Raw genomic sequence first — 13,866 nt, 5'->3', positions numbered from 1 at the left:
ATTTATGTCGTTCCGCGTTGCATCGCAGAATCGAACTGGCGGAGTTGCTTTAGAGCCTGGGACAGAGCCCCGCCACGGCACGTGGCGAAAAACGGCTATGAATTCAATTCACATCACGCTAGATCGGAGGGTCTGATCCATGCGTAACGGCGGGGGAGACCAAGGGCGTGACGCGCAACGACCGGTTTCAAGAGGTTTTGGTATTCGTACAGATCGCAAAGAGCGGGAGCTTCTCTGCCGCCGGCCGTGCATTGGACCTAACGCCGTCGACCGTCAGCAAGGTCGTGACCAGACTCGAGCGCAAGTTCGGCGCCCGGCTTTTCAATCGGACGACCCATTCGGTCCGGCTCTCGGAAGAGGGCAAGGCGCTGTTTCAGCGAGCGTCCCGCGTCATTGAAGCCATGACTGATGCGGAGAGCCTCATTGAGAAGTTCTCGTTGGCTCCTACTGGGCAACTTCGCATCTATGCCCTGCCCTCCTTTGCGCTCTCCCAACTCGCACCTGTCCTTCCGGAATTTCTGGATGCCAATCCTGGAATCCGAGTCGACATTCAGCTTGGAACGGAAAACATAGACAGCATCAACTCCGACATCGATATTGTCTTGCGGTATGGACGCCCAGAAAACAGCAGGCTCGTGTCGCGCAAAGTCGCGGACAGCAGCTGGGTTGTCTGCGCATCGCCGATCTACCTGGAGCGCCGCGGCATTCCGGAGTCGCCGGCCGACCTCGTGCTGCATAATTGCCTCAGCTTTTCCCTTCAAACGATGGCTGTCCCGTGGTCGTTCAAGTCTATGCCCGAAGGCCTCGGGATCGAGGGAAATGCGTCATCGAACCATGCACCGATGCTGCGGGAGCTGGCGCTTCGCGGCGTCGGGATTATCAGAGTCGCCGACTTCGTCGTAGCGAACGACGTCAGAGCGGGCACGCTGATCCCGCTGCTTTCGGAATTCACCAGCAAGTTGGATGAGCCGATCTTCGCGCTCTACCAGCCGCAACCGGGTGGATCCCAACGCGTCCGGGCGTTCACGGAGTTCCTTCACCGAAGGTTCTCGAAACGACCTTGGCTTGTCGCAGCTCCATGAGTGACACCGAGGCTCGGCACCTCTGATCTCGGAGTTGAAGCGAGCAATCTGGACACGGGCTGGAAGCACCGACATTAGCGCGCACTTCCGCCGCATTGCCGCCTGCTCGACCAAGGGACCGCAGCATTGCAGCTATCTGATCTGGACAACGACCTTGCCTTTGGACCTTCCCTTTTCGAGATACGCAAGCGCCTCTTTCGCTTCCTCGAACGGATATACCTTGTCGATCACAGGCCGGATACGTTCCGTCTTAAGAAGTTCGCCGATCTCAGCGAGCTGCCCACCGTCAGGCTGGACAAAGAGAAATGAATACGTTGCGCCGCGTTTGCGGGCGAGCCGAATGATCTTGCGGCCCATCAACCCGAACACGAACACCATGAAGGCGTTCAGCCCGCGGGCGCGAGCGAACGCTGCGTCCAGTGGACCGATCAGAGACACGACCGTGCTTCCGGGCTTCAGTATCCGAAGGGATTTTTCGATGGCATCGCCCCTCACGGTGCCGAGCACGGCGTCGTAGTCCCGCAGCACTTGCTCGAATTCCTGCTGCTTATAGTCCACGACTTCGTCAGCTCCCAGGTTCCGCACCAGATCCACGTTTGCCGTGCTGGTTGTCGTCCCCACAGTAGCTCCTAGGCATTTCGCGAGTTGGATTGCGAACGTACCTATGCCGCCAGAACCTGCGGGGATGAACAATCTTTGGCCCGGCTTGAGGCGTGCACGTTGCTTGAGCGCCTGCCACGACGTCAGCCCAACCATCGGGATCGAAGCCGCCTGCACGAAGTCCAGATTTTGCGGTTTGAGCGCAGCCGCGTCCTCCGGCACGAGAGCAAATTCCGCAAGTGCGCCTTTTCCGGTGTCGAAGATGCTGGCGAAGACAGCGTCGCCCGGTTTGAAGCGAGTTACACGGCTTCCGACTTCGACCACGACGCCCGCCAAATCACTGCCAAGCGTGGCCGGCAAGTCAAACCGGAGGATGGGCTTGAAAGTGCCTTTCGGAATCATGTTGTCGATGGGGTTCAATCCAGCAGCGTGAACCTGAACGAGAATTTCGTTCGGCTTGGGGGTCGTCCGTGGAATGTCGGCAAACGAAACCTGATCCGATTTGCCGTAACGCTTAAAGACAAGTGCTCTCATGTGCTTCTCTGTGCCCGAAGGTGTTTGGGTTGATGTCGATGATGGGGAGTAAGGCCAAATTCCAAGCGCGAACGAACGAACCTGCGCCACGGCGAATGCCGTCACCATTTCTCGGTCCAGGGGCGAAGCACGACTTCGAATGCCCAGGTCGACCGATGCTGCCGGTGAAGCTGCAGATAGGTCTTCGCGATATGGACAGGGTCGGCCATGTTGTCGTCAACGGTTGTTCCCGCCAGACGATGCGCACGGGTCCCGTCCTCCTGAGTCCATCCGATCGCAGCGTCGATCGGCACGTTCACCACGTGGATTCCCTGCGGCATCAGCTCTCGGGCCATGCTTTGCGCGAGCCCCGATTTGGCATGACATGCCATTGCGAACGGACCACCCGATGGGAAGCCTTTCAGCGCAGCACTTGCGTTCGTAAAGATGATCGTTCCTCTCGCGCCATTGGAGTCCGGCTCGTTTCCGAGCATGAGCCGAGCTGCTTGTTGACCAACCAGAAACGCGCTGAACGCCGCGTTTCGAAGTGTCTCGATCGCCATGATTGGATCGGCTTCGACAACGCTCTTGCGGAATATGCCGGGAACCCGGCCGTCGATGTTATGAACGACGAGCCTCGGCGTTCCGATCTCTTGAACGACATTCTTGAACAGCTGCGCGACTGCTGCCGGCTCGCTTGCATCGCAGGCGTATCGACGCACCCCATGCATCTTTTCGAGAGCCTCAAGGACGGCTTTGTCGGGTTTCCTGGCTGCGATGCCGACACGCATGCCGTTTTCCGCGAACAACCTGGCGCAACTCGAACTGATGCCGGGGCCGCCGCCGACAATGACCGCAACCTCCTGTGCGGAAGTTTGGGTGTCGTGGATGGGCTGAGTCATGTTGCCTCCTCGATGCGCTTGATGGCGAGCGTGGTATGTCTTCCAATCGGCGCGAGCAATGTGGCCGCAGGTATACCCGTTCCCATCGTGGTCAGCGGGCCGACGTTGCGATGGAGGGGTAGTCGGTATAGCCCGCCGGTCCACCCCCGTAGAGCGTCGCCGGATTGAAGCTGGCCAACGGCGCACTCGTCTTCAGGCGCTCGACGAGATCCGGGTTGGCGATGAACGGCCTTCCAAAGGCGAACACATCCGCCAGCCCTTCGCGAAGTCTAGCCGTCGCGAGGTTCAGATCATAGCCATTGTTGGCGAGGTAGGTATTCTTGAACTTCTGCCGAAGAGTCGCGAAGTCGAACGATGCGATATCGCGCGGACCGCCCGTCGCGCCTTCGACGACGTGGAGATAGGCGATACCGAGTTCGTCGAGCTTCTCGACGATGTAATTGAACTGTGCCTGCGGGTTGGTTGCAGACACTCCGTTTGCCGGCGAGACCGGAGAAATCCGAACACCAGTTCGGTTGGCTCCAACTTCCCGGGCGACCGCAGCGGTCACCTCCAGCGTCAGCCGGGCGCGGTTCTCGATCGAACCGCCGTAGGCATCGGTGCGGGTGTTGGCTCCGTCCTTGGAGAACTGATCGAGCAAATAGCCGTTTGCGCCGTGGACCTCTACACCATCGAAGCCAGCGGCAATCGCATTGGCGGCGCCGTGACGGAAATCATCGACTATCGCTGCGATCTCGCCCAGCTCGAGCGCCCGCGGTTGCGACACGTCGACGAAAGAATTGTTCACGAATGTCTTAGCTTCGGCCCTGATAGCCGAAGGGGCTACCGGGGCCTGCCGGTTCGGCTGAAGATCGACATGCGACACCCTGCCCACGTGCCAGAGCTGCAGGAAGATATGACCGCCCTTGGCATGAACGGCATCCGTCACCTTTCGCCAACCGTCGATCTGCGCTTGGCTGTAGATGCCAGGCGTATCCTGATAGCCCTGCCCCTGCTGCGAGATCTGGGTCGCCTCCGAGATGATCAGGCCTGCCGAGGCGCGTTGGGCGTAGTATTCCGCTGTCAGATCGCCTGGTACAAACCCGCCGCCCGCTCTGTTGCGCGTCAACGGAGCCATGACGATCCGGTTGGACAGCGTGAGAGCACCGAGCATGTAGGGTTCAAAGAGTGACTTGTTGGTCATTTGTCGCTTTCACCAAGAGTTTGTCGCATCGAGGGTAATTATAGTTACGACTGATAGCGGGCAGCCGCGCGTTCCTGCCGAAGGCCGGGAAGTATCGCTTGCCGGGCAGCCTGATAGGTGTCCCACTGCCCAGCGTCGTGGAGCGGCGGGATGGTGATCGGCTCACGTCGATCGAAGCCGACCAGCGCAGCATCAACTAGCTCTCCCACGTCCATCACCACGGGCAGCGTGTTGACGTCGATGCTGGCACGCTCCCAAATCTCGGTGCGCGTCGCGGCCGGAAGCACGGCCTGGACATAAACGCCCTTGGGGCCGAGCTCGAGACTGAGCCCCTGGGACAGGAAGGTCACGAAAGCCTTGGTCGCGCCGTACACCGACATTCCGAACTCCGGCGCGAGCCCGACGACCGATGAAATATTGACGATCGCGCCTTCGCCCGCCTCTGCAAACCGCGGCGCTACGGCACTGGCGAGACGAACGACGGCGGTCGTGTTCAGAGCGACAAGACGGCCGACATCCTCGGCTGCTTGCGCGATGAAGGATCCGCCCAAGGCCGCCCCTGCATTGTTGACGAGGACACCAATGCGGCGATCGTCACGCAGCCGCATTTCGACGGCTGCAAGGTCGCCCGGGTTGGTCAGATCGGCCCGTAGGATGTCGATGGCAACACCCGTCTCGTCCCGAAGCCGCACAGCAAGGGCCCCCATTCGCTCCTTGTCGCGGGCAACCAGGACGAGATCATGTCCGCGGCGGGCGAAACGGTCTGCATAAGTTGCTCCGATGCCAGAGGAGGCTCCGGTGATGAGGACAGTGGGATTTTTAGCCATGATCTCGTTCTTTCTCGAAGTACTCTATTAGGCAGGATCGTTATTCCGATGGGCCCGCCGTGGTTGCTAGTCTGCCACCGTGATGACGACCTTGCCCTTTGCGCGCCCGCCCTCGACATAGGCGAGCGCATCACCGGTTTTTTTGAACGGGAAAACTTTGTCCACGACCGGACGGATCACGCCAGATTCGATCAGGGAGGTGATTTCGCTCAATTGCTGGCCCTGCGCGCGCATGAACAGGAATGAGAAGCGCACACCAACGCTTCTGGCTTTTTTCCGCACACCGCGGCTCAGCATGCGCATCACCAGCTTCAGGAACAGGTTCATGCCCTTTTCCCTGGCGAATTCGGGGTCAGGCGGCCCGGAGATTGACACGAGCAGACCGCCCGGCTTGAGCACGCGCAGGGATTTTTCAAGCGCCTCGGCGTCCTGGCTGTGCAGGACCAGATCGTAGCCCGACAAGACCTTCTCGAAATCCTGCGTCTTGTAATCAATGACCAGGTCCGCGCCGAGATTCTTGACCAATTTGACATTCTTCGCGCTCGTCGTCGTCGCGACGATCGCACCGAGATGCTTGGCGAGTTGGATAGCGAAAGTCCCAACCCCGCCGGAGCCAGCCTGGATGAAGACCTTCTGGCCAGGCTTCAGCTTGCCCACCTCGACTAGCGCCTGCCAGGCGGTCAGCCCCACCAGCGGGATAGAGGCGGCCTCTTCCATGCTGATGTTCTTGGGCTTCGGCGCCACGTCCGCTTCATTCATGGCAATGAATTCGGCGAATGTTCCGACCCGATGATCGCGCGGCCGTGCATAGACCTCGTCGCCGACCTTGAACCGCCTGACATTGCGGCCGACCCTGAGGACTATCCCTGCAACATCGTGACCCAGAATGAAAGGTGGACGATACGGCAGGATGAGCTTGAATTCTCCGTCTCTGACCTTGGAGTCCAGAAGGTTCACGCCGGTTGCACGAACTTGAACCAGGACATCATTGTCCTGCATCTCCGGCTCCGGCAAATTAGCCAAGCGCAGAGCGCCCTTCTTTTTGTATTTGTCGACAACGAATGCCCTCATGGTGTTCTCCATTCGAAGTATTGCCGTGGTGTCAGGCTTCAAGGAAGGACAGCGCATTCGGAACAAAGTCGGCGTAGTGCTGAAAAATTCCGCCATGCCCGGCATCTTCGTAGATAATCAATTGCGCACCCGGGATACGGCGCGCCATGTCGGCGCTGTTCGCGGTGGGCACCATGATATCGTTGTCGCCATTCGCGATGAGCACAGGGATGCGGATGCTGCCGAGATCTTGAGGCGTCTGCTGGCCCCAACTCTTGATCGCCTTGAGTTGCCGCAACAAGGCCTCTGGTGTGGCTCCTTTGTCCCGATCGGCCTTGCGCTCCTTCAGCCTTTCCAAAAAGGCCCTTGCGGCTCGGCGGCCATTGGCCGTGGACGTGAAGAACAAGTAGAATTTGGGGTCTCGCAAAGTCAGCAAGCCCTTGATCATTAGCGGCCAGGACACAGGCCCGACCTTCTCGATACCTTTGCCGCCTGCCGGGCCCGTGCCGGTCAGAATGAGCTTTCGCACGAGGCCCGGCGCCTTCAGCGCGATATCCTGCGCCACGAAACCGCCGAGGGAGAAGCCGAGCAAATCGATCTTTTCAAAGCCCAGCGCTGCGACCAGAGCAATCGTATCTCGCGCCATTTCGCCAACGGTAACAGGCGCTTTCCCGCTCGAAGCGCCGATACCTTGGTAGTCGATCGCGATCACACGGTGCCTGGTGGCCAGGCCATCGACGATCCGTGGATCGAAATTGTCGAGAACCGCGCCCCAATGGTTGAGAAGGATCAGTGGGACGCCACTGCGCGGACCGATGTCGCGATAGGCAAAGGTGGTTCCTGCAGCACTGACCGAAAGATTCGGCGCATCGATATAGCGCACAACCGATCCGGCGTGGCTCACATAACTGGGCATCACTTACTCCATAGTTCGGTTGAAACCGGAATCCGCAAGATCGGAAGGACCCGGTCGGAGAACGCACCTTCTTCTTCGCGCACCCAAAGATGCACGGGTTGATCGCGCGGCAACGTCGGCCCAATGCTGGCGCAAGTACCTGAGATCAGCGCAAGTCCGCCCTCTGTCCTGCTCCTCGGTCCAGTTTTCTCAATTTGTCGTGGAACATCGACGAACAACCTGTTACTATCAATTTAGTACCATGTCACTACTAAAATGAGACTAACATGAAGAAACTTTCGATCCAGCCCTGCATGATTGCCCGGAGCCTGGCGATTGTCGGGGACGCATGGAGCATGCTGATCATGCGCGATGCCCATGGGGGGCTGACCCGGTTCGACGATTTTCGTAAGAGTCTCGGTATCGCACCGACGATGCTGACGGGGCGGCTTTCTGCCCTGGTGGACGAGGGGTTGCTGGAGAAACGTCGTTATTCAGACCGGCCGCCACGGGACGAATATGTGCTGACGGAAGCCGGCCGCGACTTTTTGCCGGTGCTCTTCGCGATTGGCGCGTGGGGACGCAAGCATCGTGGCGGAGGCAAGATGATCCGGTTCTTCGACGCCGAGAAGGGAACGGAGATCGATCCCCTTACCATCGACCGCGCGACCGGCGCTCCGATCGGGACACGTTCCATTCGTATCGCCGAACCCGAATGAGCTACTCGCTTGACATCTCCAGCTTGTGCGGTCGCGCGTGCGGCCCACCAGGCCTTCAAAGTAATTAACTGAAACAGTTTTTACCTGTAAGTGGGAGGACGTTTCTCATTAAAAGCTCGAACGGCTTCGGCGTGCTGCGCAGTACCCGCTGCAATGACCATCCTTTCGGCCTCCTGATCCAAGGACGTCAAGAAGTCCACCGACAGCGCAAGATCGAGATTATCCTTGATAGAGGCAAAAGCGCTCGCCGGACCGTTCGCCAACGTCCTCGCCACTGCAAACGCTTCGTGCTGCAGTTCAGAATCGGACACCACGCGATTGACCAGCCCCAGCGCTTCGCTGCGGCGTGCATCGATCCGTTCGGACAAAAACATTAGTTCGCGCGCACGCGATGTTCCGGCCAGCCGGGTCAATAGCCATGAAATGCCGTAATCGCCGGTCAGCGCAATCCTGGCGTAGCCCGTCGTCATAATGGCGGATTCGGCTGCGATACGAATGTCGCAAGCGAGCGCGATCGCAAGTCCAGCGCCGGCCGCCGGTCCCGGCAAGGCCGCGATGGTGGGCTTGCGCACCGAGACAAGTGCGCCGGTGAGGGTTCGCTGACGAGCCCGCAATCGCTCGACCTTGTCGCGGATTGACATGGCCGGTGCGGCAGAGTTCCCACCCATTCCCTTGATGTCGCCGCCCGAGCAAAAGGCGGTGCCCGCCCCGGTGAGAAGAAGGGCTCCGACTTCAGGATCATCTCCATTGTGTTTGATCATCCGGCGCAACGCCGGCGTGAGATGGTCAGACAGCGAATTTCGGGCTTCCGGTCGGTTCAAGGTGATCACGGCAACGCGATCCCGGATCGTGCACAGCAGTTCGTCCGTCCCCGTATCGACCGAGATTGATCCATCAGTCATGGTTTGACCTTTCAAGTCCTGCGCAGAGCTCTCTAAATGACCAAGTGCGCGTTACCGGTTGTGACCGCGTTTCTCGTAGGGCGAGCATCACCACTTTTCGTTGAATGGCCGCAGCTCCGTAAGGAATGACCAGGCGGACCGGTCCTGACCGCAAAGATGGTACAGTTCATCGGCAATCGCGGCAGGCTTGATGAAGAACTCATCCAGTTTGTCGCTCATCCGCGCGCGCATCCGGGGCGTATCGATCACGGCGTCGATGAGGACATAGGAGACATGCACGCCGAGAGGTCCCATGTCCCGCGCGATCGACTCGGCCAGGATACGTTGCGCGGCTTTCGTCGGTGCGAAGCCGGCGAAATTGGCTTTGCCTCGGATCGACGACGTGTTGCCAGTCACCAGGATTGCACCTTTACCCCGATCGATCATGTCAGGGGCCACCTCGCGCGACAGGTACAACAAGCCCATCACGTTGACCTCGAAATTGCTCTTCAGCATCTTCGGATCAATCTCGCGAAAGTTCCCCCAGCCTCCTCCAACCGCGTTGTGGATGAGGACTTCGGCTGCGCCAAAGCGCCGCTTTACCTCAGTGATCACGGTCCGCACCTGGCTCTCGTCCGAGACGTCGCAGGTCACCGCGTGCACGTCGGAAAACTCTTGTGCAAGTCGATTGATGAGCTCCACAGAGCGAGCAAGCGCGACGACACGGAAGCCACCGGCGGAGAAACGCTTGACGATGGCGGCCCCGGTGCCCGGCCCTACGCCCGTCACGATCGCGATCGGCTTCTCGGCCATTTGACGCTCCCTTCTGGCTATCGTCCGGCCACTGTCCTATGAATTCGGTCGGACTGCGACTGATGGGCCGCAGCCTCGTGCCCGGGCACCAGGGCCAGGCGAACCGCAACGTTCTTGTGGTAGGGCGTGCCCGCAATGGGGTCGCGGTTGCCACTGTCCGTCAGGAGATTGATGCGCGGCCCGTTGACGAGGCGCTCACCATCCGACGTGGGGTATGCCTGACCATAGCCGTGCGGCAGCGCCAACTGGCCGTTCCGCATGGCGTCATCGACCTTGCAGCGGACGACGAGCCGCCCCACCACCGACTCGACGGCAATCCAGTCACCGTCCTTCGCGCCCAACTCGCTCAGATCGTTCGAATTGATCAACATGGCGCCGTCCGGATCGTCGCGACGCCACGCGGGATCGCGAAAGATCTGATTGGCATTGAACATGCGCCGGCCACCGGCCGCCAGCATGAACGGAAACTCCTTTGGAGCAACCGCGGCTTTCGGGTCGAGGCGCGCCAGCCATTCCAGCATCTGCGGGATGACCAGCCGTACCTTGCGATCCGAATGACTGATCAACGACCAGACGTCGTCGTAGTCGTGCTGGGTAACCGCCGTGCCCTGCCGGGTGGCCACGATGGTGTCGAACAGGAGATCGCCGAGCTGATGATCCGTGACCTCGTCCGATGCGTTGATCGCGCGCCGCACGGCTTGCGACGATCGCTTCGCGCAAGCCAGTGCCGCGCTCCACAACGGTGCAGCCGCCGCAGTGCCATCCGGAAGCGTCTGCCCAAGCGTATGGTAGAGCACGAGGGCGGGCACGGCCTGCGGGTTTTCGGCAATAAAGGCGCGAAAGGCCGCGGCGAACTCCGGGCGGGAGCGGCGTGCTGTCTCGCGCAAGGGTGCGAGCACATTATCACCCGGCAGGAGCCCAAGGGCTATGGCAAGCCGCGTATAGATCTCGGGCTCCGGCAAGGTGCCGGCGAGTGGCGGCAATACACCGGCGCGCACGTGAAAATAGTTCGTCGGAAACTCGAAGTTGAACAGAGTGAACTCCGTTTTTTCGAATTGCGAGGAGGCAGGGAGAACATAATCCGCGAGCTGCGCGGTTTCGGTCATCGCAACGTCGACCACCACGCATAGCTCAAGCGAACGTAGCGCTCGCTCTACTGCATCGGTGTTGGCTGCCGTGTTGGCAGGATTGGAACTGTCGATCCAGGCGCAGCGCAATCGGTCGGGATGGTCGTTGAGCACCGCCTCGGGGAAAATATTCGGAGGCAACAGGCCCCCGATGATCGCGTCGCCGGTCGGAGGGAAGGTCTGGTTCGGTGAATTGCCCCATAGTGGCTGAAGCCAGCTATGCAGTTGGTTGGTGCCTTTACGGCCGAAACTGCCGGACAGCATGATCAAGAGCTTTTCGAGATAGGAGTTGAGCGTCGAGTTGATGCCTTGCTGGATGCCAAGCTCGACCCGCACCACCATGGCCTTCGCGGCTGCGATCATCGCGGCGCAACGCTCCAGGTCCGTCATCGTGATATCGGCCGCAGCAGCCCATTCCTCGACTGGAATGTTCAGCAGTGCCCGCCTCACTTCGGCGAAGCCGATCGTGCGCTCCTCAATGAACGCGTGGTCGATCCGCTCGGAACGGACGAGCGTAGCCAGCAACGCGCCGAGCAGGAATGCGTCGGCGCCGGGACGAACTGCGAGATGCAGGTCCGCCATTTCGGCGGTTTCGGTCCGGCGCGGATCGATGACGATCAACTTGCGTGCGGGATCCTTGCGGATCTGATTGAGATGGTCCCGCGCATTGGGGAAGCCGTGCGCGATCCAGGGATTTGCACCGATGACAAACAAGAGATCGCAATGATGTACGTCCTCGGCGGTGTGGCACGTCTGGCTGCCGAACATGTGGCCATTGACCCAGAAATCGCCAGTTTTCTCCTGTGAAAGCGCATTGAAGACGCTGCGCGAGCCCAGCGCGCGCAACAATCCACTGGCGTAGGCGCCGCCGGCGTGGTTGCCCTGCCCACCGCCGCCATAAAGGGCGATGCTCTTGCCCCCATGCCTGTCGACGATGCCTCGCAGCCGCTCCGCGATCTCTGCGATCGCCACGTCCCACTCGATCTCGTCGAAGCCGCCGTCGGCGCGACGACGCAGCGGGGTCGTGAGCCGATCCCTGTCATTTGCATAATATGGAATGCGGGTCGCCTTGTTGCACAGATAGCCCTGTGATTTCGGGCTCGAACGGTCGCCTCGCACTTTCTCCAAGCGACCGTCATTCACCCAGACTTCGATCCCGCAATTTATGTAGCACAGATTACAGGCTGTCTTGAGCCACTTGCCGGCCGTCATGGTAATCTCCCTACGTTAGGATTTATCGTTGCGCGCTGCCTTTGTTGTGCTTCGCTGAGGCTTTCCGAATCCGGCCGCCAGCGGTCACGCGTCCTGCGTCGAGAATGCCGTCGGAAAGATTCCCGGCGCCGACGGCACGCGACAGCACGATTGATCCAACCATGGTTGCGATAGCGCCCGTCGCAATTTGACGTGCCTGCTCTGGCTCCCCATCGGGAAGCAGATCGACAAAGACGTCGATCATCTTCTCGAGTTTGGAAGCTAAGGCCCGCCGCTCGCTCGGGCTCGATCGAGCAACATCGGCGGCCAAGGCTGGGAGTGGGCAACCGTGTCTGGAATCGTCGCGATGCCGGGGACTGAGATAGTCGGCGATCACTGCCTCGAAGCGCTCCCCGTTGGCCTTCCCATTCGCCACCCGCTTCCACCGCTCGGTCATTTGGTCCATTGCAAAAGCGATCGCCTCGCCGACAAGAGCGGCACGCGAATCGAAATAGTTGTAGAAGCCGCCATGCGTCAGACCCGCCAACTTCATCAAGTCGACAACGCTGAGCCCTTCGGCGCCCTTCTGCCGCAAGCCGTAAGATGCATTTTCAACGATCCGACTGTGGGTTTGACGTCTGTGGTCTTCTACGTATCGCATCGCCACTCCCTGCAAGGCCCAGGGCGATCGGCTGCACAAACCGCCCCCTCTCCTTCGAGCAATTCTGGAACCGCACTTCCTTGAAGATCACGGCAACATTCCATTGCAATGCCAGTCACCTTATATGATTATCGTCATATAACAACATAGATCACCAGGAGAATTCGCCATGGCCGCCGCCTCAGATCCCGTCGTCATTCTTTCCGCCGCTCGTACACCGCTTGGCCGGTTCATGGGTGAACTGTCGCCGTTGAGCGCTCACAAGCTGGGAGCCCACGTCATCGGCGCCGCTATCGAGCGCGCCAAACTGGCCCCCGAAAGGATCGACGAGGTATTCATGGGCAACGTGCTGCCGGCGGGACAAGGCCAGGCTCCAGCCCGGCAAGCGGTACGCGGTGCCAAGTTGCCCGACGCCACCGGCGCCACCACCATCAACAAGGTCTGCGGGTCCGGCATGAAGGCGACGATGCTGGCACACGACATCATCAATGCAGGTTCCGCCGAAATCGTGCTGTCCGGCGGCATGGAGAGCATGAGCAACGCGCCCTATCTGCTGGCGAAGGCGCGCGGCGGTTACCGCGCCGGACACGACAGGATCATCGATCACATGCTGATGGACGGCCTCGAAGATGCCTACGAGACCGGTCGCTCGATGGGCGATTTCGGCGAAGCCACGGCGGAAGCCTATCAGTTCACCCGGAACGACCAGGATGCCTACGCGATCGAGACCCTGACCCGGGCACGCAAAGCAGTCGAGGGCGGTGCGTTCAAAGCTGAGATCGCGCCGATCACCTTGGCGGAGAAGACCGGGCCGCGGATCGTCGCCAACGACGAGCACCCGCTCAAGGTCGATCCCGCCAAGATACCTGCCTTGAAAGCTGCGTTCCGCGCCAATGGCACCATTACGCCAGCCGCCTCCTCGGCCAACGCGGACGGCGCCGCGGCCCTCATCCTGGCAAAGCGCTCGCTCGCCGACCGGGACGGCCTGCCTGTGCTCGCCGAGATCAAGGGCCACGCCACTCATAGCCAGGAGCCGAAATGGTTCACCACGGCGCCGATCCCGGCCATCCGCAAGCTGCTGGATAAGGTCGGCTGGAGCGTCGGCGATGTCGATCTGTTCGAGATCAATGAGGCCTTTGCCGTGGTGGCGATGGCGGCGCAAAAAGATCTCGGCATCCCCAGGGAGAAACTGAACGTCAATGGCGGCGCCTGCGCGCTTGGCCACCCCATTGGCGCCACAGGGGCGCGGTTGATCGTGACGCTTTTGCACGCCCTCGAAGCGCAGAACCTCAAACGCGGCGTGGCGGCTCTCTGCATCGGTGGCGGTGAAGCCACCGCCATTGCGATCGAGCGCGTTATCCGCGGATAGCACGAGAGGCCCTGCAAAATTGGTTCGGCGAGCGGCGCGAACTGCGACGCTCG

The 13,866-nt window shown here is 60.4% G+C and carries 13 protein-coding genes; 3 read left to right on the top strand and 10 right to left on the bottom strand.

Annotated elements, in window-relative coordinates:
• The first annotated feature begins 167 nt into the window (after window positions 1-167).
• Entirely contained in the window at window positions 168-1,082 is a 915-nt protein-coding gene (locus JQ617_RS02105) for a LysR family transcriptional regulator (protein ID WP_212024040.1), read from the top strand.
• 132 nt (window positions 1,083-1,214) lie between these two features.
• Here the strand turns inward: JQ617_RS02105 and JQ617_RS02100 are convergent, their stop codons facing one another.
• The 6 genes from JQ617_RS02100 to JQ617_RS02075 form a co-directional block, all read right to left on the bottom strand.
• Complete coding sequence (locus tag JQ617_RS02100; RefSeq protein ID WP_212024038.1) at window positions 1,215-2,216, bottom strand: NADP-dependent oxidoreductase; 1,002 nt, start codon at window positions 2,214-2,216, stop codon at window positions 1,215-1,217.
• Window positions 2,217-2,317: 101 nt separating this feature from the next.
• Entirely contained in the window at window positions 2,318-3,097 is a 780-nt protein-coding gene (locus JQ617_RS02095; RefSeq protein ID WP_212024036.1) for an SDR family oxidoreductase, read from the bottom strand.
• A gap of 91 nt (window positions 3,098-3,188) precedes the next feature.
• A complete protein-coding gene (locus tag JQ617_RS02090) occupies window positions 3,189-4,280 on the bottom strand; it encodes an alkene reductase (RefSeq protein ID WP_212024034.1) in 1,092 nt (363 codons plus the stop codon).
• A gap of 44 nt (window positions 4,281-4,324) precedes the next feature.
• On the bottom strand, window positions 4,325-5,107 hold the full coding sequence (locus tag JQ617_RS02085; protein WP_212024032.1) for an SDR family NAD(P)-dependent oxidoreductase: 783 nt from the start codon (window positions 5,105-5,107) through the stop codon (window positions 4,325-4,327).
• A 66-nt stretch (window positions 5,108-5,173) separates the two neighbouring features.
• Window positions 5,174-6,178, bottom strand: coding sequence for an NADP-dependent oxidoreductase (locus tag JQ617_RS02080; protein WP_212024030.1), 1,005 nt, complete (start codon window positions 6,176-6,178; stop codon window positions 5,174-5,176).
• Between the two features lie 31 nt (window positions 6,179-6,209).
• The gene (locus tag JQ617_RS02075) at window positions 6,210-7,073 is read right to left on the bottom strand and encodes an alpha/beta fold hydrolase (RefSeq protein WP_249156581.1); all 864 of its coding nucleotides are present in this window, start codon (window positions 7,071-7,073) and stop codon (window positions 6,210-6,212) included.
• A gap of 266 nt (window positions 7,074-7,339) precedes the next feature.
• On the opposite strand from JQ617_RS02075, the gene JQ617_RS02070 reads away from it, so the two are divergent.
• Window positions 7,340-7,771 (top strand): winged helix-turn-helix transcriptional regulator, encoded by a 432-nt coding sequence (locus JQ617_RS02070; RefSeq protein WP_212024028.1) that lies wholly within the window; start codon window positions 7,340-7,342, stop codon window positions 7,769-7,771.
• A gap of 80 nt (window positions 7,772-7,851) precedes the next feature.
• On the opposite strand, the gene JQ617_RS02065 is transcribed toward JQ617_RS02070, so the two are convergent.
• The 4 genes from JQ617_RS02065 to JQ617_RS02050 form a co-directional block, all read right to left on the bottom strand.
• Window positions 7,852-8,673 carry an enoyl-CoA hydratase-related protein gene (locus JQ617_RS02065; protein WP_212024026.1) on the bottom strand — a complete coding sequence of 274 codons (822 nt, stop codon included), beginning with the start codon at window positions 8,671-8,673 and terminating at the stop codon, window positions 7,852-7,854.
• An 87-nt stretch (window positions 8,674-8,760) separates the two neighbouring features.
• On the bottom strand, window positions 8,761-9,465 hold the full coding sequence (locus JQ617_RS02060; protein ID WP_212024024.1) for an SDR family NAD(P)-dependent oxidoreductase: 705 nt from the start codon (window positions 9,463-9,465) through the stop codon (window positions 8,761-8,763).
• A gap of 17 nt (window positions 9,466-9,482) precedes the next feature.
• Window positions 9,483-11,804, bottom strand: a complete 2,322-nt coding sequence (locus JQ617_RS02055; protein ID WP_212024022.1) for a molybdopterin-dependent oxidoreductase — start codon at window positions 11,802-11,804, stop codon at window positions 9,483-9,485.
• Window positions 11,805-11,826: 22 nt separating this feature from the next.
• Window positions 11,827-12,444 carry a TetR/AcrR family transcriptional regulator gene (locus JQ617_RS02050; RefSeq protein WP_212024020.1) on the bottom strand — a complete coding sequence of 206 codons (618 nt, stop codon included), beginning with the start codon at window positions 12,442-12,444 and terminating at the stop codon, window positions 11,827-11,829.
• A 169-nt stretch (window positions 12,445-12,613) separates the two neighbouring features.
• Between JQ617_RS02050 and JQ617_RS02045 the strand changes: the two genes are divergently transcribed.
• On the top strand, window positions 12,614-13,813 hold the full coding sequence (locus JQ617_RS02045; RefSeq protein WP_212024018.1) for an acetyl-CoA C-acyltransferase: 1,200 nt from the start codon (window positions 12,614-12,616) through the stop codon (window positions 13,811-13,813).
• Window positions 13,814-13,866: the final 53 nt, after the last annotated feature.

Origin of the sequence: Bradyrhizobium sp. KB893862 SZCCT0404 (genome assembly GCF_018130885.1) — a bacterium.
Taxonomy (GTDB): domain Bacteria; phylum Pseudomonadota; class Alphaproteobacteria; order Rhizobiales; family Xanthobacteraceae; genus Bradyrhizobium; species Bradyrhizobium stylosanthis.
The sequence above is the reverse complement of the archived record's forward strand: the minus strand, read 5'-3'. Positions and strand labels throughout refer to the sequence as shown.